This is a genomic window from Actinoplanes sp. CA-131856 (assembly GCF_050956135.1).
Lineage (GTDB): Bacteria > Actinomycetota > Actinomycetes > Mycobacteriales > Micromonosporaceae > Actinoplanes.
Map to the genome: position 1 here is coordinate 486,814 of NZ_CP191849.1, position 24,365 is coordinate 511,178.

The following is a 24,365-nucleotide window of genomic DNA, read 5'->3' on the forward strand; positions in this document are numbered from 1 at the left end:
CCGAATTCGCGCTCCACCGAACGGCCAGATGGTTTGTCACGCCGCTCACATCCCGTTTTCGGTAGCGTCGATCGGGCATCGGTCTGTACGCGGGCGCGCGGCGCCCATGACGGAAGGACCCGCATGGCACGCCCTCGCATCGTGATCGTCGGGGCCGGATTCGCCGGCTTCACCGCGGCCCGCACGCTGAGCAAGCTCGCCCGCGGCGGCGCCGAGATCATCGTCATCAACCCGACCGACTACTTCCTCTACCTGCCGCTGCTGCCCGAGGTGGCGGCCGGCATCCTCGAGCCGCGCCGGGTCACCGTCTCGCTCGCGGCCGCCCTGCCCGACGTCAAGGTGGTGCTCGGCGAGGTCGACGGCTTCGACCTGGACGGCCGTACGGTGTCCTACCGCGACCCGGACGGCGGCGCCGGCCGGATCGGATATCACCGCCTGGTCATCGCGGCCGGCAGCGTCAACAAGCTGCTGCCCGTGCCCGGCGTGAGCGAGTACGCGCACGGCTTCCGCGGCATCTCCGAGGCGCTCTACCTGCGCGACCACATCATCCGCCAGATCGAGATGGCCGGGAACGCGGCCGATCCGGCCGAGCGCGACGCGCGCTGCACGTTCGTCGTGGTCGGCGCGGGCTACACCGGCACCGAGGTGGCGGCCCAGGGCGTGCTCTACACCGACGCGCTGGTCAAGTGGCGGCCCGAGTTGCAGGGCCGGGTGCGCTGGCTGCTGCTCGACACCGCCGACCGGGTGCTGCCCTCATTGGACGGCCGTCTGGCCGACGCCTCCGACGCGGTGCTGCGGTCCAGGGGCGTCGAGCTTCTTCTGCGTACGAGTGTGAAAGAGGCCACAGAGGACGGTGTGCACCTCTCGACGGGCGAGTACGTGCCGACCAAGTCGCTCATCTGGTGCGTGGGTGTGCGCCCCGACCCGCTGGTGGCCGAGATGGGCCTGGAGATCGAGCACGGCCGGCTGGTGGTCGACGAGTTCCTCACGGTCCCCGGCCACCCGGACGTCTACGCCATCGGCGACGCGGCCGCCGTGCCCGACCTGACCCGCCCCGGCGAGATCACCGGCATGACGGCGCAGCACGCGACCCGGCAGGGCACGGCCGCGGCGAAGAACATCGCGGCTTCCTACGGAACGGGGCGCCGCCGCCCGTACCGCCACCACGATCTCGGTTTCGTGGTCGACCTGGGCGGTCTCGACGCGGCGGCCAACCCGATCGGCCTGCCCCTGTCCGGGCTGCCGGCCAAGGTGGTCACCCGCGGCTATCACCTGATCTCGATGCCCGGCAACCGCGTGCGGGTGGCGGCCGACTGGCTGCTCGACGCCGCGCTGCCCCGCCAGGGCGTCCAGCTGGGCCTCGTGCGCGGTGCCGCGGTCCCGCTCGACAGCTCGGTTGCCTGACTGCTCAAGTGGCCGGGCCCTAGCCATCGTGCGGCGGAGCTATGGAAGATTATGCCGGGATTCTTCTGGAGCTGCGGCTTCGTCGAAGGAGATCCTCAATTGCTGGCTCAAGACGTACCGGGTGTTCTTGCTCCGAGTTTTCCCTCCGATAACTTCGATCTCACCGTCCCGTTTGAGACGGCCGAGCCAATGCTCGGCCGTCTTCTCCGAGGCCCCGATGGTTTGAGCAATCTCTGCTTTCGATAGATCGCCAAGGTGTGCCAACGCCTCGATGATCTGGCGGCGCCGGTTCGGCCTTGGCCTCCGCCGTGATTCGTGTGAACCGACCAGCCGCGCGAATCCCGACAAGGTGTAGCGCGCTCCGCCACGCCTTCCCGTTTGATCTACCAGCTCTCTGGCCACCAGATCCTGTAGTTCGAAGGTGGCCACTCGGCTGTCGTTCACTCCGGTCGCTGCTCGGTATTTGGAATTATCGAGTACCTCGCCGTGCTTCATGAGGGCCAAGGCTATGCATTGAGAGTCTCGAATTCCCTCTCGTCCCAATGCGTTCAGCCAGTGGACCGTATCGTCATCGAGTAGGGCATGGTTGGGCATCACTACTTCGAATGACGTGACGCGATCCCTGAAATGGGGAGGCCCCATGCCGGCGCGGCGGAGCGATGAAATCATTGCGCGAATCCCTGATCCGCGATTCTCGCAGACGGTTCGATCCTCGCCGGGAACGTAGACCTCTTCCAGCAGCCTGAGGAGAAGGGCGTTCCGGGCGGAGGACCGGCCCTCCTCGCCGAGGCGATTGACGTCGAGAGATCCGAAGAGTCCTCCCGGATTTTGGATCTTCAGGCGGTCGGGGTAGAGCTCGACCTGCACCTGAGTTCCTCGTGACCCAGGCGAGAGGTCTCGATGTACGAGTGCGTTGACGATTGCCTCGCGCAACGCCTCGGGCGGGTACTCCCAGACGTCTCGTCGCCCCGTGCCCGTGATCAGTGCTCGACGGGTCATGTTTCGTTGAATTGCAGCGAGTGTCTCGCGGGCCATGTAAGGAATTGAGCCGTTTGCGGACACGTTATCGAGGAAACGGACCCCGGACGGCGAGCTCTCGCCTGTCACGGTGGGATAATGAACGAATGTGAGGTTCAATTGCGGAAAATATTGTTGCGGGAAATGTCCCAGCGAAAGCAGGCCGGCGAGAGAGGGGCGAAACTCGCCGGTCGAATCAGGAACGATCACCCGATTCATTCGAAGAATTGTCTCCACCGGCTCGGTGCCCCAGAGTCGTGGATTCTGTTCGCGAAGTCGTGCCACATAGGTATCGACCGCGTGCGAATCGAGATCCTCCACGCTCGCGCCTTCGACAGGTTCCGTGTCGAAGATCGGCTGTCCTCGCTCGGCGATGAGCTGATGAACTTCCTCCGCTGTCAGGCGTCGATCAGAATCGGCCACTCTGATGTAGGTGCCTCGGTTGAGCCCCTGCTTTGTAACGTACGACGGTTTCTGCTCCCTAGGGAGCTCGGAAATCTGGGCGACAACAACATGCAAGCCGTCGACCTCTCCGATGAAGATCTCCGGTTGCAATGGTGGGGTTATGTCGTCGCGACACATGTGAGCAAGGTCGGTGAGTAGCTTGCGTGGATTTTGGAGGCCCACGGCGCGAAAGCCCGGCGTGTCGTCGAGGCCGAGGATGAGGGCCCCGCCGCCGGGGCTGTTGGAGAACGCGGAGAGGCTTTCCTTCGCCGAGCTCGGAAGTCCTCCAATGGCGGCCTTGACCTCGACACGCGTGGCCTCTGAGCCGAACTTGCGCAACTCGGTGATCAGGCCGTCCAGCCACTCGGACATTTCGCTGCTCATCATCTTCCTAAGTTGGGAAGTACAGCATCCTCGGTTAGGAAGATGATGTCACCTCTTAGGAAGTAGCGCATCCCACGTGCGACCAGCGAACTCGTACGAGGTCAAGGGCGCTGCCGAGTCCTTCTTCCTAACCGAGGAAGAAGGTGAGGAAGATGGCCACCTTGGGTTGTTGCTCGCTAAGGAACAATGACCGCGCGGCCCTTCAGGGTGCCGGCCCGCATCTGGTCGTAGGCGTCCACCGCCTGGTCCAGGGTGAAGGTCTGCGTCTCGGGCTTCACCAGGCCGCGGGCGCCTAGGTCGAGGACCTCGGCCAGTTCGCTGCGCGAGCCCCAGTACGTGGTCTGGATGCTGGCTTCGTACGGCACCGAGAAGAACGACAACGGCAGCACGCCGCCGCCGATGCCGACGATGGTCACGTCACCCAGTTGACGGACCACCGAGGCGGCCAGCACGAGCGTGGGGTCGGCGCCCACGAAGTCGAGCACCACGTCGGCGCCGTGGCCGTCGGTCGACTTGCGGATCTGCCCGGCCGCGGCGTCGCCGGAGACGACCATCTCGTCGGCGCCGTGCTTCTCGGCCAGCTCCAGCGCCTCCCGGCGGTTGTCGACCGCGATGACGCGGGCCGCCGTGGTGGCCTTCAGGATCTGCACGGCCACGTGGCCCAGGCCGCCCACGCCGATCACGACCGCTGTGGTGCCGGGGGCCAGCTTCGGCCACGAGCGGCGGATCGCGTGGTACGGGGTGAGGCCGGCGTCGGTCAGCGGGGCCGCGCTCGCCGGGTCGAGCCCGACCGGCAGCGGCAGCAGGTGCCGGGTGTGGTGCACGAGCATGAACTCGGCCATGCCGCCGTCCACGCCGAGGCCGCCTCCGCCGCCGGGCGCCGGGGTGGCGCCCGGATTTTCGCAGTACGGCTCCACGCCGACCCGGCAGCGGTCACACTCGCCGCAGCCCCACGGCCCGTAGACGGCGACCGGCATGCCGACCGGGAAGCCGGGCCGGTTCGGACTTCCAGGACAACAGGCGCAGAGCACGCACGGCGGGCACTTCCTCTCCGGTCGGGTCGTCACCTCATCGTTGTCCCCGCAGGTTGCCGTGCCCGGTAAAAGCCGTATTCGGGCGATGAACCCCGCGACGATCGATCCGTCTGGAGCGAGGAAGATTCCTCTACAAAGGAGTGGTACGTGCTTCGTCGTCGACTGATCGCCGTGGCGACCGCGGTGGCCGCCGCCGTGCTGGCACCGGCCGCGGCCCAGGCGCACACGCCGGGCAAGGCCTACGTCGCCCTGGGCGACTCGTACGCCGCGGGCGTGGGCGCGCCCCTGTACACCGACCCGGCCTGCCTGCGGGGCGCCGGCGGATATCCGCCCCTGCTCGCGGCCAAGCTCGGCGCGACCACCTTCGACTACGACGCGTGCAGCGGCGCCACCACCGCCGACGTGCTCACCAACCAGCTCGGCGACCTCAACCGGCACACCCGCCTCGTGACGGTCACGGTCGGCGGCAACGACCTCGGCTTCACCTCCGGCCTCACCACGTGCCTGACCGGCACCGACGCCGACTGCGCGGCCGTCGTCGACCAGGCCGCGAAGTTCACGGCCGAGACGCTGCCGGGCCGGCTCGACGCGGTCTACCGCGCCATCAGGCAGCGGGCGCCGCACGCGACGATCGTGGCCACCGGCTACGCCCACTTCTTCGAGACCACCACCGACTGCGCGACCGTACCGGCCGGCCTGGCCAAGCGCGCGGCCCTCAACGGGGCGGTCGACGTGCTCGACGCGAAGATCCGCCAGCGCGCGGCCCGCGCCGGCGTCCGCTTCGCCGACGTGCGCCAGAACTTCGCCGGCCACGGTCTGTGCGGCGCCGACCCGTGGCTGGGTGGACCGGCGGCCCCGGCCCCGTTCCACCCGACCGCGACCGGTTACCGCGACGGCTATCTGCCGGCGGTCGGCAAGGCCCTCGCCCGGCGCTGACGGCTTCCCGGGTCTAATCTGCGTCGATGATCCGAGACGCGTTCCTCGAGTCGGCCGACGTCGCCGCGGCCCTGCTGCGGGCGCCCGAGGTGGCGGAGCGGTGGTCGAGGCCCAGCGCGCTGACCGGATATTCCTGTGGCGGCGTCGCCCGTCACCTGGCGAACCAGATCACGCACACGGTGACCCACCTGGCGGCGCCGCCCGGCATCACCGCGATCCCGGTGCTCGACCACTTCACCGGCAACGCCTGGCTGACGTCCGGTGCGGACAGCGACGACAACACGGACATCAGGAACCGCAGCGAGCGGGCGGCCGCGGCGACGACGGCCGGCGAGCTGGCCGAGCAGGTCGGCGGGGCGCTCCGCGAGCTGCGGGTGGCGGTGCCGGCGCAGCCGCCGGAGCGCGTCGTCGACCTCGGCGAATGGGGCCTGACGGTCGACGACTTCCTGCTGACGAGGGTGATGGAGCTGGTCGTGCACTCCGACGACCTGGCGGTCAGCCTGGGCCTAACCACGCCGGCGATGCCCGCGGCGGCCAACGAGGCGACGATCGAGCTGCTCGGGCGGATCGCGGCGTGGCGCCATGGTCCGCTGAACGTCGTCCGTGCGCTGGCGCGGCGAGAGCGGGCGCCGGGGTCGATTGCCGCTCTTTGACGGCGCCCGCTCTGAATCACTCGGGAATCAGGTCCCCGTGCCGGTTGGAGCCTGGCCCTGCTGCATCTGGCCGCCGCCGGGGAAGCCGCCCTGCTGACCGCCCTGCATGCCGCCTGGGGCCTGGCCGCCCTGCTGGGTCGTGCCGCCCTGGGTGGTGCCGCCTTGGGTGGTGCCGGTCGAGGCCAGGTTGGTGTCGGTGATCGACGTGGCCGTGGCCTTCGAGTCGGCGCTGGTGGCGATCACGCGCACGGTGTGGCCGGTGGCGACCGAGGAGATCTGGTCGGCACCGTTGTCGACGGTGGTCGAGCTGGTGATCACGTAGGTCTGGCTGTACCCGTCGGTGCTCTTGACGGTCATCGAGCTGCTGCTGACGGCCGAGACGGTGCCGGTCTGCGTGACCTGCGTGGTGTAGCCACCGTTGCCGTCGGAGACCACGTACTCGCCGTGCAGGGCCGTCGCGCCGCCCGCGCCGCCGCCGGCCATCGTTCCGCCGCCGCCGTTCATGCCCCCGCCGCCGTTCATGCCCCCGCCGCCCGGGAACTGGCCGCCACCCGGGCCACCCTGGGCCGAAGCGGAGCTGTCACTCCCGGTCGCGGCCATCACGCCCGCAGTGATTCCCGCGCTGGCGACGGCGACCGCCACCAGTGCGCCGGCCGCCGCCAGCTTTGCGTTCTTGCGCCCGCCGGGCCGATCACCACCGCCACCGTTGTTCTCGGGCGGCGTCCAGGTGGGCGGCGCGCCACCGGCGTCGTGCGCCGGGCTCCAGGTGGACGCGGCCCCTTCGGCGTGGGCCGGCGAAGAGCTTTGCGTGGCGGCCCAGGAGGCGTGCTCCGACGGGGCGACCTCGAAGCCGGGGCCTGCGAAATCCGTGACGCTGTCCTGGGCGGCTGTGGGATAGGACGCTGTGGGGCCGGCGAAGGCCGTGTGATCATCGGGGGTGCTGACCGGTGGCCAGTTCAGTGGTGGCTCGGCGGACGAACGGGTGGAATGGTCGTGAACGGTCATCGTCTCGGTTCTCCCTCGGTCGCTCGTGCGCTACCAAGGACTTTGACCAGCGTGACTATGCACGGCCTGTGGAGGTTTTAGGTGCCCGGTATCAACCCGGCCGACATTCGCGCGGTCCTCTTCGACATGGACGGCACTCTCGTCGCCTCCGACGGGGCGGTCGAGCGTTCCTGGCTCTCCTGGGCCGCCGAGTACGGTGTCGACGGCCACGAGGCGTACGAAATGGCGCATGGCGCACCCAGCGCAAGCACCGTCCGTAAGCTCCTGCCGCACCTCGAAGAGGCCGCGATCGTGACCGCCTCGGCCCGGCAGCTGGAGTTGCAGTACGACGATCTGAGCGATGTCACCGCCACGCCGGGCGCCTTCGAGGCCCTTGACGTGCTCGCCGAGCGGAAGATGCCGTGGGCCGTCGTGACCAGCGCCGACACCCGGCTGGCCAAGGCCCGGCTCGGCGCCGCCGGCATCGTGGCGCCGGTGCTCGTCACCACCGACGACATCGCCGCCGGCAAGCCCGACCCGGAGGGTTATCTGCGGGCGGCCGAGCTGCTCGGCGTCGACCCGGGCGAGTGTCTCGTCGTGGAGGACGCCGAGGTGGGGCTTCGGGCCGCGCGGGCCGCGGGCGCCCGCACGGCGGCGCTTCGCGGCCTCGACGGTGACGTCCGGCTGGAGACGCTCACCGACCTGGCGGAACTACTGCGGTAGGTCGTCCAGGAAGTCGGCGGTCGGCACGTAGAACAGCGAACCGGTCATCGCGGTCGAGAAGTCCAGGATCCGGTCGTACGTCCCGTACGGCTCACCCAGGAACATGCGGCGCAGCATGAGCTCCGGAACGTCGGGAGTGGACGCGTACGCGATGTAGTACGTGCCGAACAGGCCCTCCTTGATCGAGCCGAACGGCATGTTGTCGCGCAGGATCTTCAGCTCGTTGCCGTCCGGGTCGTCGACCGTGTTGAGGGCGACGTGCGAGTTCGGCGCCTTCTCCTCGATCTCGACGTTGTCGAGCTTGGTGCGGCCGATCGCCGCCTCCTGCTCCTCGACCTTCAGCGCGTTCCAGCCGGTCAGGTCGTGCACGTATTTCTGCACCATGACGTAGCTGCCGCCGGCGAAGTCGGGATCCTCGTCGCCGACCAGCACGGCCCGCGAGGCGGTGCTTCCGGTCGGGTTCTCGGTGCCGTCGACGAAGCCGAGCAGGTCGCGCTCGTCGAAGTATTTGAAGCCGTGCGTCTCGTCGACCACGTCGGCCGCGTCGGCCAGCCGCTGGGCGATCTTGGAGGCCATCTCGAAGCACACGTCCATCTGCCCGGCCCGCAGGTGGAACAGCAGGTCGCCGGGGGTGGAGGGCGCCACGTGCTGCGGGCCCTTCCAGGAGCGGAACTTGTGCAGCTGGGCCGGGCGCGGTCCGTTCGGGAACAGCCGGTCCCACAGCTCGGAGCCGATGCCGGTGACGCATGACAACCCGGCCGACGGCAGCCGGAAGCCGACCGTGCGCTGGAGGGCGCTCACGTCCTCGAGCAGGTCGCGGACGGCCTGCTCGCCGCCGGGCCGGACGGTCATCACCAGGAAGATCGCCGCGTCGGTGAGCGGCGCGAGCACGGCCTGCGATTCGACCGTGGGAGCGACGGAGCGGGGCGCTGTCATGGTCAGCAGCCTACGGACCGTAGGCCGATAATGACCCCCATGAGTGATCGGCGTGACGTGTGATGCGGCCCTTCGCGTTCGCGGGGCGGACCTGCGTGGTGACCGGGGCGGCGAGCGGGATCGGTGCGGCCGTCACCCATGAGCTGGCCCGGCGGCGGGCGGTGCTGGTGCTGGTCGACCGGGACGCGGAGGGCATGGCCCGGGTGGCCGACCTGGCCCGGGAGCTCGGGTCGCCGGACGTGTCGACGTACGAGATCGATCTCAGCGACGGCGGCGACCGGCTCGACCTGGCGGCCGAGGTCGCCGCCCGGCACGGCGGGGTCGACCTGCTCGTCAACAACGCCGGCGTCACCCTGATGGGGACCTTCGAGCAGAACAGCATGGCCGATTTCGACTGGTTGCTGGAGATCAACCTTCATGCGGTCGTACGGATGACGAAGGCTTTCCTGCCGCAGCTGCTGTCCCGGCCCGGATCGCACGTGGTGAACGTGTCCAGCCTCTTCGGGCTGATCGCCCCGGCCGGCCAGGTGGCGTACGTGACGAGCAAGTTCGCGGTCCGCGGCTTCACCGACGCGCTGCGCAACGAACTGGAGCCGCAGGGGGTCGGCGTGACCGTGGTGCACCCGGGCGGCATCAAGACCAGCATCGCGGCCAGCGCCCGGCTCAGCGGCGGCGACCCGGGCGGCACGCAGGCCGCGCAGGCGGAGAAGTTCGAGGAGCGGGCGCTGACCATGCCGGCCGAGGAGGCGGCCCGGCAGATCCTGACCGCCATCCAGCGCCGCCGCCCGCGCCTGGTGATCGGTGGCGTGGCGCGGGCCGCGGACGTGCTGGCGCGGCTGACCCCGACCCGATATTGGAAGCTCGCCCAGCGGGCCGGGAAACGCCTGACTTAGAACGCGGCGAAGCGCCGGCGGTCGCGGCCGTCGATCGTCGTGAAGTCCCCGCCGGCCTGAACTGTGCTTTTGTGCACGGTCAGGACGCGTACGCCGATGACGCCGTTGGCCTGGGGAGCCCAGCTCGTGAGCGTGCCGGTGGCGGTGAGCGCGGCCAGTTTGAGGCGCGGCGTGGAACCGTCGACGCAGCCGCCCTTGGCGCCGTTACGTTCGGTTCGGCAGATGGCGTCGAAGTGGCCGCCGACGTAGGTGATGCCGCCGGCCGACGCGATGGCGGCCGCGTCCCCGTCGAAGACCCGTTGCCAGCGCAGGGCCCCGGTGGGGGCGAACGACAGGGCCCGGCCGCCCACCCCGGCCGTGGCCACCTGCACGCCCGACGAGTCGACGGCGATCGCGCGGACCTCGGCCGGCACCCGCGGCCGGAAGATCGGGTCGACGGCGCCGCTGACGCTGTTGACGGCGGCCAGCCGCAGCGTGCCCTTGACGCCGTTCACGATGTGGAAACCGCCGCCCAGATAGACCTTGGAGCCGGCCACCGTGAGCGCGTGCACGGTGTCGTCGGTGAGCGGCCGCCAGCGGGTGTCCAGGCGTCCGGTGGCGAGGTCGAAGGCGGCCAGGTTGCGGCGCCGTTCGTCGTCGACAGCGGTGAAGCTGCCGCCCAGATAGAGGCGGTTGCCGGCGGTGCCGAGCGCGTACGCCGTACCGGTGATCTCGTGAGCGAACGACGAGACGGCGCCGCTCGACGGGTTGAGCTTGGCCAGCGAGTCCCGGTCCTCGCCGCCGACCTCGTGGAAGTCGCCGGCCGCGTAGACGCTGTCGGTGGTGGTGGCCAGGGCGCGGACCGTGCCGTCGGCCGGTGGCGCCCAGTCGAGCAGGTCGCCGCTGCGCGCGTCGAAGGCGGCCAACCGCAGCCGCTTGTAGGTCTTTCCTCCGGACGTCGCGCTGGTGAACGCGCCGCCGACGTAGACCGTGTCGCCGCGGTGGGCGATCGCGTACACGCCGCCGTTGAAGGTCGGCGCGGTCCGTGGCGTCACCGGGGCGGGCAGCGCCCCGACGAGCATGGCAGTGAGGAAGGGGAGGAAAGGCACAAAGTGCCTAACCGTCGTGGGTCCCGGAAAGGCTCGGGGCCTCCGCCGTCAACAGCTCGTGCTGTTCGTCGTCGGCGGCCAGCGTCTGCGTGCGCAGGCCCAGCATGGAGAGCCACTCGACGAGCTGGCGATGGATGGCGTCCGGGCCGTCCAGCTCGGGCTGGGTGATCGGCCAGCGGGCCGGGTGCACCAGCACCGCGTCGGTCTGCCAGCCGCCCAGGCCGCCGTGCGAGCCGACCAGCTCCTCGAACGCCGCCACCTCCTCGGTGACCGGGTCGACCGAGCTGATCAGCACCAGGTCGCCCACGTGCGCGGCCTCCTGGTGGCGGAGCAGATCGTGGGCGGCGCGCGGCCCGTACGGCAGCAAGGGGTCGATGCCCTCGACGCTGCCGTCGGTGAGCCGATGGGTGCCCGAGGTGCCGAGCGCGACCGGGCCGTCGCCGTCGCGGACGATCACCAGCCCGATGCCGGGGTGGGCGACCAGGCCGTTGATCAGGCGCGGATAGGCCCGCTCGATCCGCTCGCGGTCGAGCCGCTCGGTGAACCTGGTCAGGTAGAGCAGGGCCAGGTTGCCCGACGAGACGACCAGCAGCGGGGCGACTGGCGGCTCCGGGAAGTCGGGCTCCTTGGTCGCCTCCTCCTCGGCCGGCGTGGACGGCGCGTCGGCCGGGTCGGGCGCTGAGAACCGCTCGACCACCTCGTCCAGGGTCTCGCCGTAGCGCTGCTTGAAGGTGGCGCCCTGGCTCTGCCCGTGGTCCGAGAGGACGACCAGGTGATAGCGGCGGGCCGCCTCGGGGGCGAGCCGTTCGAGCACGCCGAGCATCCGGTCGAGGCTCTCCAGCTGGCGCATCGACTCGGGGCGGGCCGGGCCCGCGTGATGTGCCACCTCGTCGTAGTCGACCAGGTCGCAGTAGACGGCCGGCGCGCCCCGGGCCATCTGCTCGGCGATCAGCGACACGTTCACGTCGCGCAGCAGCATCGAGGCCGGCCGCAGGGCCAGGAAGGAGCCCGAGCGGCTCACCCGGGGCTGGAGGTTGCGGCGGCGCTGGAGGCGGGCCTGGTGCAGCTCGGTGATCACCTCACCGACGCCGAGGACCAGGGCCCGGGTGAAGCCGTACGGCGAGGCCATGAAGGCCGCCCAGCCGCGCGCCGACCGGCCCGGCAGGGCCGCGTGGCTGACCGTGAGCAGGCTGACCGCGGCGTCGCCGCTGAACGCGTTGCCGATGCTGACCCCGCCGTCACGCAGCAGGCCGCGGCCGTCGCTGAGCCGCGGCTCGATCACGGCCGCGTCGCGCGGGCGGTTGGTGACCATCAGCTTGCCGGTGTCCTTCTCGAACCAGCGGAACGCCGGCACCTGCCGGGTCGCGCCGTGCAGGATGCCGGCCTGCGACGCCGGGGTGGTCGACGGCAGCCCGGTGTGCCAGCCCCGCATCCGGTGGCTGCCCGAGCGCAGCCAGTGGCCGAGGGTGGGCAGGTTGCCGGCGCGCACGGCCCAGCGCAGCACCGGCTCGGAGAGGCCGTCGAACTGGATCATCAGCAGGCCCGGGTCGGTGCCGGTCCGGGGGCGGCGCAGCGTGATGAGCGGGCCGCCGGCGAGCCGGGCCTGACGGCGCCGCACCCCGCGCATGAGCCGCTTCGACTCGCGGACGAAGGTGTCGTCGGAGCCGCTGTCCAGCATCCAGTCGACGATGGCGGCGAAGACGATGGCCAGGATGGCGGTGAGCACCAGCGAGGGCAGGCCGCTGATCCGGTTGGCCGGGTCGATCTCGAGGGCGACCACGATGACGGCGATCTGGGCCAGGATGCCGAGCAGCATGGCGCCCCAGCCGCCGAGGGCCACGATGCCGACCAGCAGCAGCGGGCGCAGCACGGCGCCGACGCCGGCCACCACCAGCACCAGGCCGAGCGTGTCGACGATGTCGTTGCTGTTCACGCCCGGCATCAGCCAGAGCGTGAGGGTCAGCACGACGAAGGTGACCAGGGCGCTGCGCAGGACGGCGCGCAACCGGTTGAGGACCCGGCGCCAGCTGAGCAGCGCGCGCAGATCGGCGCGCCAGTCGCGGGCGGCCGGGGCGGACGGAGGCTCGTGCAGGCTGATGGCCACCCGAAAACGATGTCACAGCTCGCGGCGAATCACCGGCACCTCGTTAGTGTGATCACTTGGGGTTTGTTTGCCCCGTACGGATAGCTTCGGAGCGGTGCGCGCCCGAATAGTCTTGATCATCCTTATGATCACCGCCCTGTCCGCTTGCAGTGGGCCGGACGAGGAGCCTGCCGCCCCGGCGCCGAAGATCGTCGGCTACTTCACCGGCTGGGGTACCTACGGCCGTGACTTCCAGGTCGAAGATCTGGTCACCACCGGCGCCGCGGCCCGCCTGACCCACCTCAACTACGCCTTCGGCAAGGTCGACAAGGGCCGGTGTGCCGTCGCCGACGCCTGGGCCGACTATCAGAAGCCGATCTCGGCCGGCGCTTCCGGCCTTCAGGGCAACTTCGGCCGGCTCCGCCAGCTCAAGCAGCAGCATCCCCAACTGCGGGTGCTGTGGTCGTTCGGCGGCTGGACCGGCTCGGCCGGCTTCACCGAGGCGGCCCGCGACCCGGAGGCGTTCGCCGAGTCCTGCCACGAGCTGCTCACCGACGAGCGCTGGTCCGGGGTCTTCGACGGCATCGACATCGACTGGGAATATCCGAACGCCTGCGGGCTCAAATGCGACGAGAGCGGCCCCGACGCCCTGCCCGAGATGCTCGACGCGCTGCGCTCGGCGTTCGGGCCGGACGCCCTGATCACCGCGGCTGTGCCGGCCGACGTGTCCAAGCTGCGGGCCACCGACTACAAGGCCGTCGCGGGCACGGCGAACTGGCTCAACGCGATGACGTACGACTACTTCGGCGCCGGCGGCGACGATGCTCAGAAGACCCCGAGGACGGCGCCTCATTCGCCGCTGACCGCCTACCCTGGCATTCCTCGCGAATCGTCCACCGCGACGGCGACCGTCGACGAGCTGCTCGCACTGGGCGTCCCCTCGGAGAAGGTGCTGCTCGGCCTCGGCTTCTACGGCCGCGGCTGGGACGGGGTGACCCAGGCCGAGCCGGGCGGCGAGGCGACCGGACCGGCGCCCGGCAAATACGAGAAGGGCCTCGAGGACTACAAGATCCTGGCCGAGCGCTGCCCGCCGACCGGCACGATCGCCGACACGGCCTACGCGCTCTGCGGCACGCAGTGGTGGTCCTACGACACGCCGGAGACCATCAAGACCAAGATCGAGTACGCCCGGAGCAAGCGGCTGGGCGGAGCCTTCGCGTGGGAGCTGTCCGGCGACACGGCCAAGGGCGACCTGCTCGGAGCGGTCAGCTCGGGCCTGGCCGTGCCGCCGACCGGATAGCGGCCACCAGTCGCTCGCGGGCCGGCGACGGCGGCTCACCGGCCCGCTCGGCGAGGTAGACCGTGTTGAGCGGTACGACAGTGGGCTCGTGCAGCCGCACCAGGCGCCCGGCCGCGAGATCGGCCGCGCACAGATATTCGGGCAGCACGCTGTAGCCGCCACCGGCGATCACGGTGGCGAGCACGGCGTGCAGATTGGGCACGACGACGGCCGCCTCCCGCGACGGCCGGGCGCCGAACTCGGTCTGCCAGTAACGGCGGACGATCGGAAGGTCCTCGGCGTACGCCACCAGCGGCACCGTCTTGAGATCACGCCCCGCCACCTCGGGCGGACCGACCAACAGGAACTCCTCGTCACAGAGCGGCTCGACGCGCAGACCGGCCCCGCGCGGCCGCACGCTGAGCAGGGCCAGGTCGAGGGAGCCGTCGCGCAGCCGGGCCGTGAGCTCGGCCGGCAGCCCGAAGCTGACCCGCAGCTGAAGGCCCCCGGCGACGAGCGGCCCCGCCGCCGGGAGCACCACGGCGGTGAGGAACTCGGCCGGCCCGCCCAGATGCACCTCCTCGCCGACCTCGTCGACGACCAGCCCCGCCAGCTTGTCGAGCGGCTCGCTGACCCGCCGGGCCAGCAGCTCGGCGGCTGGGGTGGGCGCGACACCACGCGGCAGACGGGTGAACAGCGGCTTGCCGAGAGCGGTCTCCAGGGCCCGGAGCTGCGCCGTCACGGTCGGCTGGGACAGCGACAGCCGCCGGGCGCCGCCGGTCACCGAGCCGGCCCGATAGACGGCCAGAAAGGTGCGCAGCAGGTCGAGGGAGAGCTCCATGGGCGGTCAGCCTATTTGCACCCAGACGTTGTCGAGAGCGCCGTTGAACTGGTCGTTGTCGGCGTAGGCGCCCTTGCCGCCGATGCTCATCGGCCGGTTGTTGGTGACCGAGAGCTTGGCCGGAATGGTGGTGCGCCCGCGCAGATATCCGTTGACCAGCACGAAGAGGTTGGTGGCGACCCGGCGGCACTCGATGGAGTGCCACTGGCCGTCGGCCACGCTGACGGAGCTGGTGGCCATCCGGATGGGCGGCCGTTTGTCGTCGACGAGCACGCAGCTGGGCCGTCCGGCGGCCCCGTCGATCTGGAGCTTCCATTGGCTGCTGGTGGTCGAGTAGCCCTTCTGCACGACGTTCTGCCCCTTGCTGGTCTGCCCAGGGGTCAGCATGACCTCGGCCCCGAACGCGATGTTGCGCACGCCGGGATTGAGATCGGCCGAGGAGGTGGCGGTCTGGAGGGCGACATGGGGGCAGACGCGGGCCGAGCATCGCCCGGGAAAGGCCAGAGCCGACCCTTGCCCGTGTACGACCCGTCGAACCGACCCGCCGTGCCCCGAGATCACCCGAAGCGTGTGCCCCCGCCCCGACTCATCGATGATCGACCCGGCCCGCCCGTTGAAGGCGTAGCGAGCCACCACCACACCGGTGGCCCCAACTCCCGGCGTCGGTGCAGCGGCCGGCGCTCCCGGCCTCACTCCTTGCCGCGCGCCGCCTGGAGCTCTTTCTCGCGCGATGCCAGCAGCTCTTTCTCGCGCGGTGCCAGCAGCTCTTTCTCGCGCGGCGCCGGCCCGGTCGGCGAGCGCTCTGCCCGGCGCGACGGCGGCCGCCTCGTCGGTCGTCGCATTGTCCGTTGTCGCGTCATGGGCCAGGGCGGCGAGCGCCCCTGCCGGCGCGGCGAGGGGCGGGTGCGCCGGCAGTGGATCGGCAATGAGGGCGACGGCCACCGTCGACACGGCGACGAGGGCAGCGCCGAACCAACTAGATCGCATGCCCGAATTATCGCTTGTCAGCCCTTTCGTCCGGCCAAGTTCGCCCCGTCGAACCGGGCGAACCTGACCACCGAAGGGACTAATTCCACCGAAAAGGTGCAAAAGTCAGGAACGACCCGAGCCCCGCCTGCGTGAGGCGGGGCGAACGAGCGTCGGGCCGGGCGGAAGCCGGAGGGGCGCGATCAGGACGAGCGGGATGCGGTCTTGCGGGCGGCGGTCTTGCGGGCCGTCGTCGAGGCCGGGACCTCGGGGGCCGGGGTGGCGGCCTTGCGCGGGGTGGCGGCTCGGCGAGCGGGGGTGGCAGCCCGGGTGGAGGCGGCGGTCGCGGCCTTGCGGGCCGTGGTGCGGGCGGCGGTTGCGCGGGCGGTGGAGGCTCCCTCGTCGGCGGCCACGTCCTCAGCGGGAGCGGCCGGGGTGCTCGCGGCGGAGGAAGCGGCCCGAGTGGCCGGCGCAGCCTTCGCGGCAGCGGGAGCGGCCGAAACGGCGGGCGCGGCCTTCGCGGCGGCGGCCGAAGCGGTGGCGCCGGAAGCCTTGGCGCCGGAAGCCTTGGCGCCGGAGGTGGTGGCGCCGGAGGTGGTGGCGCCGGAGGTGGTGGCGCCGGAAGCGGTGGCGCCGGAAGCAGCGGCCTTTGACGCGGTGGTGGCCGGAGCGGCGGGTGCCGGAGCGGCGGCGGGTGCCGGAGCGGCGGGCGCCGGGGCGGCTGATCCGGTGGCCGGCTTGGCGGCGGCTCGGTCGCGGGCCTTTTCGCGGGTGATCAGGTCGGCCAGGACGGCCTTGCTGTACTTCTCCTCGAGGGTGGTGGCGCGCGAAGCCGCCTTGTCCGCCTTGGCCACCGCCTTCTTGTGGGCCTTCTCCAAGCGGGCCTTGTCGCGCTCCTGCGTCTTCAGCGAGCGCTTCAACCGGCGGGCCTCGGCCTCGGCGTTGCGCAGCGCCTGCTTCTGGCGCTGGGTCAGGTCGGCGTTCGTGCGCAGGCGGTTCTCGAGTTCGGTGACGGTGTTCTTGGCGCGCTCCGCGGCTTCGTGCGCGGCTCCGGACGCGTCGCGGCGGCGGTCGAGCTGGTTCGTACTCACGAGGGGTCTCCTTTCGTCTCACCTGTGGCCGTACCCCCGGATTGACGGTGGACGACATCAAGGCGAAGTCAAAGTTACGAGGATTGCTCGACAACTTCGGCCGCGCGAGCCCTGCGGCGACGAATGTGACGCACGTGAAGCGTTACGTAGGACACAACAGCGACCGTTATGATGGCTATTGCCCACCATTTGTACCGGAGTGCGTGGTCCATGATTTCGATCAGGTGCGTGCCGAAGACGTACGCGACAGTCGTCCAGAAACCGACCCACAGCGCCGCGCCGATCGCGTTGTAGAGCAGGAACTGCTTCCACGGCATCGCGGTGATGCCGGCGATCACGCCGTTGAACTGGCGCAGGCCGTCGATGAAGCGGGCGACGACGACGATACGCCCGCCCCGGCGGGCGAAGAAGCCCTCGGCGCGGGCCAGCCGTTCCGGAGTGAGGAAGACGTATTTCCCCCAGCGCAGGGCGGCCTTGCGGCCGCCCTTGACGCCGATCCAGTAGCCGACGTTGTCGCCCAGCACGGCCGCGATGAAAGCGATCGCGGCCACGCCGAAGATGTTGAGCCGGCCGGCGCCGGCGTAGATCGCCGCGGCGACCATGATGGTCTGACCGGGTGCGGGAACTCCGAAGCTTTCCACCCCGATCGAGCCCGCGACGGCGAGGTAGCCCCACCGGTCGAGGTACGGAGCGACGCCGTGCAGGAATCCCGGAAGGTCGGCTGAAGGAGGCATCGCTTATCTACGGTAGCCGGGGTTCAGGTGGCGCAACGCACAGAGTGGCGATGGTTGCCTGGACGAGGACCCGGACCGGAAGGGGCGAACCGGTCGGCTCGGTGACTTTCCGTACGATAGGGGCGTTCCTGTGCTCTGTATGTGAATGAGTGGCACGAAAGTCCACCCGTTCGGGCCTGGCGCATTCACGGCGCTCTTTGCTTGGCTCCTACGCCGTGAAGGTTCTCCCGCGTGCGCGCCGCAAGTTGCTCGCCGGTGGCGTCATCGCCGCCGTGGTGGTGGGGTTGTCGTCGTTCGCTCTGACGCGGGCCGACGCCGCCACTTTCGCCACCGTCCAACCTGGAACCTTCAAGGGGTACGCCTTCGACGCGTGCACCGCGCCGACCAGCGCCGCCATGAAGGCGTGGCGCAAATCCTCGCCGTTCAAGGCGATCGGCATCTACATCGGCGGCGTCAACCGCGGGTGCGCCCAGCCGCAGCTCACCGCGGCCTGGGTGAAGGAGCAGGTGCAGGCCGGCTGGAAGCTGCTTCCGCTCTACGTGGGCCTTCAGGCCTCGTGCACCACGGTCGGCAGCGGGCGCAACCTGATCAACAACGCGCAGGCCGGCGCCCAGGGCCGGGCCGCCGCCGCCGACGCCATCGCCAAGGCGGCCGCGCTGGGCCTGGCCCGCGACTCCGTGATCATCTACGACATGGAGGCGTACCGGACGAACGACGCCGCCTGCAAGGCCGGCGTGCTCGGCTTCATGAACGGCTGGACGTCCCGGCTGCACGACGGCGGCTATTTCAGCGGCTTCTACAGCAGCGTCAGCTCGGGCATCGCCGACCAGGTGGCGAGCTACTCGGCGCCCGGCTACGCCCGTCCCGACTTCGTCGACTTCGCCCGCTGGGACCAGGTCGTCACCCTGACCGACCCGCTGATCCCGGCCTCCGCCTGGCCCGGTCACCGCCGCATGAAGCAATATCGCGGTGGCCACAAGGAGACGTGGGGCGGCGTCACGATCAACGTCGACAGCAACTACGTCGACTTCGCGCCGCTGGCCCGCACCCGTGGCGCCGACTTCAACCTGAGCGGCTGGTCCGACGTCATCGCCCGCTCGGCCACCGGCTATGTCTCGATGTTCCCGGGCAACGGCGGCAGCGTCGATTTCGCGGCCCGGCGCACGATCGGCAGCGGCTTCGCCGCGATGAACGCCCTGGTACGCCTCGACCTCAACCGGGACGGCCGCGAGGACGTCATCGCCCGGCAGAGCAACGGCGACCTGTGGTTCTACCCCGGCACGGGCTCGGGCCTGGGCACGCGCAAAAAGGTCGGCAGCGGCTGGCAGGTACTGCGCGACATCACCACGATCGGCGACCTCACCGGCGATGGCTACCCCGACATTCTGGCGGTTTCCAAGGGCAACAACCTTTTCCTGTACGCCGGGCAGGCGGGCGCCAAATTGAGTGGCGCCAAGCAGGTGGGTGCCGGTTTCGGCGACAAGACGGAGCTGACCGGTGCCGGCGATTTCAACCGGGACGGCTGGCCCGATCTGGTGGCCCGGCTCGCCGACGGCAAGCTCTACCTGATCACCGGCCGCAAGAACGGCTTCGTCCGGCAGATGCCGCTGGGCACGAACGCGAGCGGCCTGCGCGACGTCGTCTCGATCGGCGACTTCGACCGGGACGGCTTCCCCGACCTGGCCGCCGTGCAGAAGTCGACCGGCGCGCTGATGCTGCTGCCGGGTGCGGGCACGACCTTGCGCCCGGCCATCAGGATCGGCACCGGTTACGGCCCGCTCACACCCCTGGCATGAAAAAATTCGTGGCCGGCCCGAACCGGGCCGGCCACGAAGGTCGGTGAAGATCAGAGAGCGTCGGCCGACAGCTGCGCGCGCAGCTTGGTCAGGGCCTTGGTGAGCAGCCGCGAGACGTGCATCTGGGAGATGCCGACCTGGTCGGCGATCTGCGACTGGGTCAGGTTGCCGTAGAAGCGCAGCGTGAGGATCTTCTGCTCGCGCTCGTCGAGGGTGGCCAGGGCGGGGCCCAGGGCGACGCGGGTCTCGGCCAGTTCGAACTCGTTGTCCTCGCCGCCGAGGGTGTCGCCCAGCTCGGTGGTGCCGTCGGCCGAGATCGGGGTCGACAGTGAGGTGGCGTTGTAGGCGCGGGCGCCCTCGAGGCCTTCGAGGACGTCTTCCTCGCTGACGCCCAGGTGGGCGGCGACGTCGGCAACCGTCGGGGAGCGGCCGAGGCTGTGGGTCAGGGTGCTGTTGGCCTCGGTGATGGCCAGGCGCAGCTCCTGCAGGCGGCGCGGCACCCGGACCGACCAGGTGCGGTCGCGGAAGTGGCGCTTGATCTCACCGATGATGGTGGGGATGGCGTAGCCGGCGAAGTCGACACCGCGCTCGGGGTCGAACTTGTCGATCGCCTTGATCAGGCCGACGTTGGCGGTCTGCACGAGGTCGTCGGTGGGCTCGCCGCGGCCGGAGTAGCGGTGGGCGAGGTGACGGGCCAGCGGGAGCCAGGCCTCGATCGCCCGGTCGCGCAGGGCCGCGCGGGACGGGTGACCGGCCGGCATCGCGGCCATCGCGTTCAGCAGCTCGGCGGCGCTGTCGACGGGCGCCTCGGCGCCGGCCGGAATCGTCTCCGCCGCGGCAGAAGTCGTGGTGGTCTCGGTGACGGTCATGCTCTGGTCCTCCCTGGCACCTACCGGAGAGCCGGTCCCGCTCGCTGGCGGGACCCGTTCGGTCGGGTGTCCCTGTTTCCTGGTCGACAGTGATCGATCCGATAACCATCGACCCGCACACGTGGCCGTTCGGATATGAGAACCCTAGCCGAGAGGGCCAGGAAAGACTAGCCGAAAGTATGAGTTACTTTGCGTGATAGCAACTATACGGAGCGGATCTTGCCGGTGGTCGATTGGATGGCCGCGATGCGGGCACGCCAAAGGACATGACATTCGCAGTGGTGACCGGTGCCTCCAGCGGCATCGGATATGAGCTGGCACGGCAATTCGCACAGAACGGCTTCGATCTGCTGGTCGTGGCCGAGGACGCCGACATCGAGCAGGCGGCGGCCGACCTCCGCCGCGACGGCGAGCGCCAGGTGACCGCGGTGCGGGCGAACCTCGCCACGTTCGAGGGAGTCGAGCAGGCGTACGCCGCCATCCGCGAGGCCGGCCGTCCGGTCGACGCGATCGCCCTCAACGCGGGCCGCGGACTCGGCGGCGACTTCACCCGAGAGACCGACCTGGAGGACGAGCTCGAGATCATCGCGGTCAACGTGACCTCGACGGTGCACCTGGCCAAGCGGGTGTTGCCCGACCTGGTCGCCCGCGGTGCGGGCCGGGTGCTGTTCACCTCGTCGATCGCGTCGATGATGCCCGGCACCTATCAGGCGGTCTACAACGCGTCGAAGTCCTTTGTGCAGTCGTTCGCCGAGGCGCTGCGGGCCGAGCTCAAGGACACCGGGGTCACCGTGACCTCGCTGATGCCGGGCCCGACCGACACGCAGTTCTTCGAGCGGGCCGAGATGATGGACACCGCCGTCGGTACCGGCAAGAAGGACGACCCGGCCCAGGTCGCCGAGCAGGGTTTCAAGGCGCTGATGAACGGCGACGAGAAGGTGGTGGCCGGGTCGCTCAAGACGAAGGTGCAGGGTGCGGCGTCCAAGGTGCTGCCGGACAAGGCGAAGGCCGAGATGCACCGGAAGATGGCCGAGCCGGGAAGTGCCAAATCGGATTAGTACGGACGTCTCCGCCGAGAGGTCTGTACGGGCCAGTGTCAGGAGCCGCAGAACGGGCAAGATGGACCTATGACTTCGCTCCGCGTCTCGGTTCCCTTTCCGGCCGCGTCGGAGCTGCGGTGCTGGAAGCTGGACGACTTCGGTGAGCTGCGCGGTCTGCGGGCCGCCCTGCGCGAGGCGATCGCGCGGGTGCCCGCGGCGGCGCAGGACGATCTGACCGACAAGGTGGCCGTGGTCGCCACCGAGCTGGCGACCAACGCGCTGCGGCACGGGCTGCCGCCGACCGAGGTGCGCCTGCTCCGGCAGGCGGACCGCCTGATCATCGATGTCGCCGATCACGATTTGGAGGCGGAGCCCCGGGTGGCCGAGGACCGCCCGCTCGGCGCCGGCGGCCTGGGACTGCAGCTCACCCGCACCTTCGCCATCGACGTCGGCTGGTACACGACCGAGCAGGCCAAGCACGTCTGGGCCAGCTTCCCGGGCTGACCCGATCGAGTGCTGGTAGAAAAGGCCCGTGGCTGATTCCTACAAGATCGGCCAGGAGCGGATGGCCGATGGTGCGGCCACGCTCCTGTGCCTCGACGGCGAACTGGACATCAACGCCCGTGACGACCTGCGGTCGGCGATCCTCGGCGCGGTCGACCGGGGCGACGTCGTGGTGGACCTCGGCGGAGTCACCTTCCTCGACTCCGAAGCGCTCGGCGCGCTCATCGACGGCTACAACGCGGCGACGGCCGAGGGCACGACCTTCCGCGTGATCAAGGCCACCGGCGTGGTGGCCCGCGTGCTCGGCGTCTCGGGTGCGGGGGAGCTCTTCGGCTCGTAGTCTCCCGCGGTGGACTTGATCATTGCGGCGGCCCTGCTCGCCGGCGTGCTGGCGTTCGCGGTGGTCCGTCCCCGCGGACTGCCGGAGGCGGTGGCCGCGGTGCCCGCGGCCGTGATCGCCGTCGTGGCCGGCCTGGTCCCGCTGAGCGAGGCCTGGGCCGAGGTCCGCGAGCTCGGCCCGACCGTCGGCTTCCTGGCCGCGGTCCTGGTCGTCGCGCACCTGGCCGACGAGCACGGCGTCTTCCGCTACGCCGGGCGGATCGCGGCCGGGATCAGCCGGGGCCGCCCGGTGCGGCTGCTCGGCGCCGTCTTCGTGGCCGCCTCGCTGACCACGGCGGTGCTGAGCCTGGACGCGACGGTCGTCCTGCTCACCCCGGTCGTGCTGGTCACGGCGGCCCGCACCGGCGTCCGGTCCCGGCCGCCGTCCTACGCCTCGGCGCACCTGGCCAACTCGGCGTCGCTGCTGCTGCCCGTCTCCAACCTGACCAACCTGCTCGCCTTCGCGGCCAGCGGCCTGACCTTTCTCGGCTTCGCCGGGGTGATGGCGCTGCCCTGGGTGGCCGTGATCCTGGCCGAGTACGTCGTGTTCCGCTGGTTCTTCCGTGAGGATCTGCGGGTACGCGTCGAGCCACGTCCCCACGGCGACGACGGCCCGGCCCCGCGCTACGCGCTGGTGGTGCTCGGGCTGACCCTGGCCGGTTTCGCGGTGGCGCAGCCGCTGGGCGTTCACCCGGCCTGGGTCGCGGTCGCGGGGGCGATCGCCCTCGCCGTACCCCTGAGGTCGTCGCCGTTGACCCTGATCAGGGAGGCGAACCCGGCCTTCTGCGCCTTCGTCCTGGCCCTCGGCGTCGTCGTGGCGGCGATCCGGGTGCACGGGCTCGGCTCGGTCGTCGATCACCTCGTGCCCGACGGCAGTGGGCTGGGGGAGATGCTGGCCATGGCCGGGCTGGCCGCCGTGCTGGCCAACCTGCTGAACAACCTGCCGGCCACGCTGGTGCTGCTGCCCGGGGTGGAGTCGTCGCCGGGACTGCTGCTGGCGATGCTCATCGGCGTCAACGTCGGCCCCAACCTGACCTATGTGGGCTCGCTGGCCACGCTGCTGTGGCGGCAGATCCTGCACAACGAGGACGCGGCGCCCGACGCACGCGTCTTCCTGCGCCTCGGGCTGGTCACCGTGCCGGTGGCGCTGGTCGCGGGCGTACTGGCCCTGTGGGTGGCCTTGACAGTGACTTAGGGGCGCACCCCACGCCGCCGCTGCCGGTATCGGCCCGGGGATGGCCGAGGTGATCCGGTGGGGGATTCGGTGGCGGGGGTGCGACCAACGCAGTCAGTCTTATCGATGCCCCGTGTTACAGGCAAGTAAAACTGGTTACGGAACTAAGCACTGCCGGGCCGGGCGCCGCCGGGCGGGGCCGCGCCGCCGGTCGGAGTGGTGGTCGTGTCGACCTTGGCCGTCAGCGCCACGGCGAACCCGTTGGTGACGTCGCCGCTGACGGTGCCGAGCTGCAGGGCGGCCGAGTCGTCACCGAAGACGTTGTCGTTGGCGAGGCTGACCTGGCTCAGGTTGGTCACCGATGTCGAGTACCCCGTCGTGGCGTACACCAGATCGCAAGTGGCCTTGGGCAGGGCCACCTGGGACGTGGCGATGGCCTTGGTCGAGTCGGTGATGTCGGCCTGGCTCGGGTAGACCTCGAAGTGGATGTGCGGCCACCGTCCGCTGTAGCAGGCCGGGAAGATGCTGGTGAACGTCACCTTGCCCGAGCTGTCGGCGATCTGGACGCCGCGCAGGTAGTTCTCGCCGGTGATGCCGTCGGAGTAGAGGGAGTAGTTGCCGTCCCGGTCGCAGTGCCAGACGTAGACGGCGACGTCCTTGAACGGCGCGTCGTCATCGGCCATGTCGAGGATCGTGAGTTCGAGCGTCATCGGTACGCCCTCGGCGGTCCCACTGGCGGTGCCGAAGCTGGAGCGGATGTCGCTGCGGACCACGCCGCTCTGTTCGAGCACGTCCGGCCCGTTCGACCCGTCGCCGGGGTAGGGGCCGGCGGTCTCGTCCGGGATCTCGCCCGTGCTCGTCGACCCCGTGCTCGTCGACCCCGTGCTCGTCGACGCCGTCGTTGTCGCCGAGGTGGATTCCTTGGTGCCGCAGGCCGCGAGCCCGAGGACGGCGGCGCCGAGGCCGAAGCCGCGCAGCATGTTACGCCGGCTCATCACGGTGCCCAGGTCGAATCCCAGGCCCTGATCGGTCAGCTCCTCATCGGGGCGGGGGAGTCGCCGCCCCTCGTACTGCTGCGTCATGGATCAGCTCCTCATCGTGTTGCCGCACGTTT

Annotated in this window: 23 protein-coding genes; 11 read left to right on the forward strand and 12 right to left on the reverse strand. The window is 70.3% G+C overall.

Annotation, left to right across the window (positions count from 1 at the left end; all coding sequences use genetic code 11):
* The first annotated feature begins 123 nt into the window (after positions 1 to 123).
* A complete protein-coding gene (locus ACQP2X_RS02285) occupies positions 124 to 1,404 on the forward strand; it encodes an NAD(P)/FAD-dependent oxidoreductase (RefSeq protein ID WP_498694024.1) in 1,281 nt (426 codons plus the stop codon).
* Positions 1,405 to 1,443: 39 nt separating this feature from the next.
* Here the strand turns inward: ACQP2X_RS02285 and ACQP2X_RS02290 are convergent, their stop codons facing one another.
* Together ACQP2X_RS02290 and ACQP2X_RS02295 are read right to left on the reverse strand one after the other, a co-directional pair.
* Positions 1,444 to 3,252, reverse strand: a complete 1,809-nt coding sequence (locus ACQP2X_RS02290; protein ID WP_498694025.1) for an ATP-binding protein — start codon at positions 3,250 to 3,252, stop codon at positions 1,444 to 1,446.
* Between the two features lie 173 nt (positions 3,253 to 3,425).
* Positions 3,426 to 4,316 (reverse strand): zinc-binding dehydrogenase, encoded by an 891-nt coding sequence (locus ACQP2X_RS02295; protein ID WP_498694026.1) that lies wholly within the window; start codon positions 4,314 to 4,316, stop codon positions 3,426 to 3,428.
* A 114-nt stretch (positions 4,317 to 4,430) separates the two neighbouring features.
* Here ACQP2X_RS02295 and ACQP2X_RS02300 point away from each other — a divergent pair, with 114 nt between their 5' ends.
* Complete coding sequence (locus tag ACQP2X_RS02300; protein ID WP_498694028.1) at positions 4,431 to 5,219, forward strand: SGNH/GDSL hydrolase family protein; 789 nt, start codon at positions 4,431 to 4,433, stop codon at positions 5,217 to 5,219.
* A 26-nt stretch (positions 5,220 to 5,245) separates the two neighbouring features.
* A complete protein-coding gene (locus ACQP2X_RS02305) occupies positions 5,246 to 5,872 on the forward strand; it encodes a maleylpyruvate isomerase N-terminal domain-containing protein (protein WP_498694029.1) in 627 nt (208 codons plus the stop codon).
* Between the two features lie 27 nt (positions 5,873 to 5,899).
* Here the strand turns inward: ACQP2X_RS02305 and ACQP2X_RS02310 are convergent, their stop codons facing one another.
* A complete protein-coding gene (locus ACQP2X_RS02310; protein ID WP_498694030.1) occupies positions 5,900 to 6,877 on the reverse strand; it encodes a hypothetical protein in 978 nt (325 codons plus the stop codon).
* An 81-nt stretch (positions 6,878 to 6,958) separates the two neighbouring features.
* Between ACQP2X_RS02310 and ACQP2X_RS02315 the strand changes: the two genes are divergently transcribed.
* Complete coding sequence (locus ACQP2X_RS02315) at positions 6,959 to 7,579, forward strand: HAD-IA family hydrolase (protein ID WP_498694031.1); 621 nt, start codon at positions 6,959 to 6,961, stop codon at positions 7,577 to 7,579.
* Here the strand turns inward: ACQP2X_RS02315 and ACQP2X_RS02320 are convergent.
* Complete coding sequence (locus tag ACQP2X_RS02320) at positions 7,568 to 8,515, reverse strand: Dyp-type peroxidase (RefSeq protein ID WP_498694032.1); 948 nt, start codon at positions 8,513 to 8,515, stop codon at positions 7,568 to 7,570. The two genes, ACQP2X_RS02315 and ACQP2X_RS02320, sit on opposite strands and share 12 nt — an antisense overlap.
* A 62-nt stretch (positions 8,516 to 8,577) precedes the next feature.
* On the opposite strand from ACQP2X_RS02320, the gene ACQP2X_RS02325 reads away from it, so the two are divergent.
* On the forward strand, positions 8,578 to 9,408 hold the full coding sequence (locus tag ACQP2X_RS02325) for an SDR family NAD(P)-dependent oxidoreductase (protein WP_498694033.1): 831 nt from the start codon (positions 8,578 to 8,580) through the stop codon (positions 9,406 to 9,408).
* Here ACQP2X_RS02325 and ACQP2X_RS02330 read toward each other — a convergent pair.
* Together ACQP2X_RS02330 and ACQP2X_RS02335 are read right to left on the reverse strand one after the other, a co-directional pair.
* A complete protein-coding gene (locus ACQP2X_RS02330) occupies positions 9,405 to 10,469 on the reverse strand; it encodes an NHL repeat-containing protein (RefSeq protein ID WP_498694034.1) in 1,065 nt (354 codons plus the stop codon). The two genes, ACQP2X_RS02325 and ACQP2X_RS02330, sit on opposite strands and share 4 nt — an antisense overlap.
* A 34-nt stretch (positions 10,470 to 10,503) precedes the next feature.
* Positions 10,504 to 12,600 carry an alkaline phosphatase family protein gene (locus ACQP2X_RS02335; RefSeq protein ID WP_498694035.1) on the reverse strand — a complete coding sequence of 699 codons (2,097 nt, stop codon included), beginning with the start codon at positions 12,598 to 12,600 and terminating at the stop codon, positions 10,504 to 10,506.
* A 124-nt stretch (positions 12,601 to 12,724) separates the two neighbouring features.
* Here ACQP2X_RS02335 and ACQP2X_RS02340 point away from each other — a divergent pair, with 124 nt between their 5' ends.
* Positions 12,725 to 13,879 (forward strand): glycoside hydrolase family 18 protein, encoded by a 1,155-nt coding sequence (locus ACQP2X_RS02340; RefSeq protein WP_498694036.1) that lies wholly within the window; start codon positions 12,725 to 12,727, stop codon positions 13,877 to 13,879.
* On the opposite strand, the gene ACQP2X_RS02345 is transcribed toward ACQP2X_RS02340, so the two are convergent.
* The 4 genes from ACQP2X_RS02345 to ACQP2X_RS02360 form a co-directional block, all read right to left on the reverse strand.
* A complete protein-coding gene (locus ACQP2X_RS02345) occupies positions 13,845 to 14,699 on the reverse strand; it encodes a LysR family transcriptional regulator (RefSeq protein ID WP_498694037.1) in 855 nt (284 codons plus the stop codon). The genes ACQP2X_RS02340 and ACQP2X_RS02345 overlap by 35 nt on opposite strands.
* Positions 14,700 to 14,705: 6 nt before the next feature.
* Positions 14,706 to 15,332, reverse strand: coding sequence for a LamG-like jellyroll fold domain-containing protein (locus tag ACQP2X_RS02350; RefSeq protein ID WP_498694038.1), 627 nt, complete (start codon positions 15,330 to 15,332; stop codon positions 14,706 to 14,708).
* Positions 15,333 to 15,868: 536 nt separating this feature from the next.
* Positions 15,869 to 16,756 (reverse strand): hypothetical protein, encoded by an 888-nt coding sequence (locus ACQP2X_RS02355; protein WP_498694039.1) that lies wholly within the window; start codon positions 16,754 to 16,756, stop codon positions 15,869 to 15,871.
* A gap of 74 nt (positions 16,757 to 16,830) precedes the next feature.
* Positions 16,831 to 17,490 carry a DedA family protein gene (locus ACQP2X_RS02360; protein WP_498694040.1) on the reverse strand — a complete coding sequence of 220 codons (660 nt, stop codon included), beginning with the start codon at positions 17,488 to 17,490 and terminating at the stop codon, positions 16,831 to 16,833.
* 215 nt (positions 17,491 to 17,705) lie between these two features.
* Here ACQP2X_RS02360 and ACQP2X_RS02365 point away from each other — a divergent pair, with 215 nt between their 5' ends.
* Entirely contained in the window at positions 17,706 to 19,286 is a 1,581-nt protein-coding gene (locus ACQP2X_RS02365) for a glycoside hydrolase domain-containing protein (protein WP_498694041.1), read from the forward strand.
* Positions 19,287 to 19,336: 50 nt separating this feature from the next.
* Here the strand turns inward: ACQP2X_RS02365 and ACQP2X_RS02370 are convergent, their stop codons facing one another.
* Positions 19,337 to 20,155, reverse strand: coding sequence for an RNA polymerase sigma factor SigF (locus tag ACQP2X_RS02370; RefSeq protein ID WP_498694042.1), 819 nt, complete (start codon positions 20,153 to 20,155; stop codon positions 19,337 to 19,339).
* A 266-nt stretch (positions 20,156 to 20,421) separates the two neighbouring features.
* On the opposite strand from ACQP2X_RS02370, the gene ACQP2X_RS02375 reads away from it, so the two are divergent.
* From ACQP2X_RS02375 to ACQP2X_RS02390, 4 genes are all read left to right on the forward strand, one after another.
* A complete protein-coding gene (locus ACQP2X_RS02375; RefSeq protein WP_498694043.1) occupies positions 20,422 to 21,213 on the forward strand; it encodes an SDR family NAD(P)-dependent oxidoreductase in 792 nt (263 codons plus the stop codon).
* Positions 21,214 to 21,282: 69 nt separating this feature from the next.
* Positions 21,283 to 21,699 (forward strand): ATP-binding protein, encoded by a 417-nt coding sequence (locus ACQP2X_RS02380; protein ID WP_498694044.1) that lies wholly within the window; start codon positions 21,283 to 21,285, stop codon positions 21,697 to 21,699.
* A gap of 28 nt (positions 21,700 to 21,727) precedes the next feature.
* Positions 21,728 to 22,039, forward strand: a complete 312-nt coding sequence (locus ACQP2X_RS02385) for an STAS domain-containing protein (protein WP_498694045.1) — start codon at positions 21,728 to 21,730, stop codon at positions 22,037 to 22,039.
* Between the two features lie 9 nt (positions 22,040 to 22,048).
* Positions 22,049 to 23,272 (forward strand): SLC13 family permease, encoded by a 1,224-nt coding sequence (locus ACQP2X_RS02390; RefSeq protein ID WP_498694046.1) that lies wholly within the window; start codon positions 22,049 to 22,051, stop codon positions 23,270 to 23,272.
* Positions 23,273 to 23,415: 143 nt separating this feature from the next.
* On the opposite strand, the gene ACQP2X_RS02395 is transcribed toward ACQP2X_RS02390, so the two are convergent.
* Positions 23,416 to 24,333 (reverse strand): intradiol ring-cleavage dioxygenase, encoded by a 918-nt coding sequence (locus tag ACQP2X_RS02395; protein WP_498694047.1) that lies wholly within the window; start codon positions 24,331 to 24,333, stop codon positions 23,416 to 23,418.
* Positions 24,334 to 24,365: the final 32 nt, after the last annotated feature.

Coding starts and splice junctions, on each gene's coding strand:
- ACQP2X_RS02285 (WP_498694024.1), top strand. CDS start 124: ATGGCACGCCCTCGCATCGTGATCGTCGGGGCCGGATTCGCCGGCTTC.
- ACQP2X_RS02290 (WP_498694025.1), bottom strand. CDS start 3,252: ATGATGAGCAGCGAAATGTCCGAGTGGCTGGACGGCCTGATCACCGAG.
- ACQP2X_RS02305 (WP_498694029.1), top strand. CDS start 5,246: ATGATCCGAGACGCGTTCCTCGAGTCGGCCGACGTCGCCGCGGCCCTG.
- ACQP2X_RS02310 (WP_498694030.1), bottom strand. CDS start 6,877: ATGACCGTTCACGACCATTCCACCCGTTCGTCCGCCGAGCCACCACTG.
- ACQP2X_RS02320 (WP_498694032.1), bottom strand. CDS start 8,515: ATGACAGCGCCCCGCTCCGTCGCTCCCACGGTCGAATCGCAGGCCGTG.
- ACQP2X_RS02325 (WP_498694033.1), top strand. CDS start 8,578: ATGCGGCCCTTCGCGTTCGCGGGGCGGACCTGCGTGGTGACCGGGGCG.
- ACQP2X_RS02330 (WP_498694034.1), bottom strand. CDS start 10,469: ATGCTCGTCGGGGCGCTGCCCGCCCCGGTGACGCCACGGACCGCGCCG.
- ACQP2X_RS02340 (WP_498694036.1), top strand. CDS start 12,725: ATGATCACCGCCCTGTCCGCTTGCAGTGGGCCGGACGAGGAGCCTGCC.
- ACQP2X_RS02345 (WP_498694037.1), bottom strand. CDS start 14,699: ATGGAGCTCTCCCTCGACCTGCTGCGCACCTTTCTGGCCGTCTATCGG.
- ACQP2X_RS02360 (WP_498694040.1), bottom strand. CDS start 17,490: ATGCCTCCTTCAGCCGACCTTCCGGGATTCCTGCACGGCGTCGCTCCG.
- ACQP2X_RS02370 (WP_498694042.1), bottom strand. CDS start 20,155: ATGACCGTCACCGAGACCACCACGACTTCTGCCGCGGCGGAGACGATT.
- ACQP2X_RS02375 (WP_498694043.1), top strand. CDS start 20,422: ATGACATTCGCAGTGGTGACCGGTGCCTCCAGCGGCATCGGATATGAG.
- ACQP2X_RS02380 (WP_498694044.1), top strand. CDS start 21,283: ATGACTTCGCTCCGCGTCTCGGTTCCCTTTCCGGCCGCGTCGGAGCTG.
- ACQP2X_RS02395 (WP_498694047.1), bottom strand. CDS start 24,333: ATGACGCAGCAGTACGAGGGGCGGCGACTCCCCCGCCCCGATGAGGAG.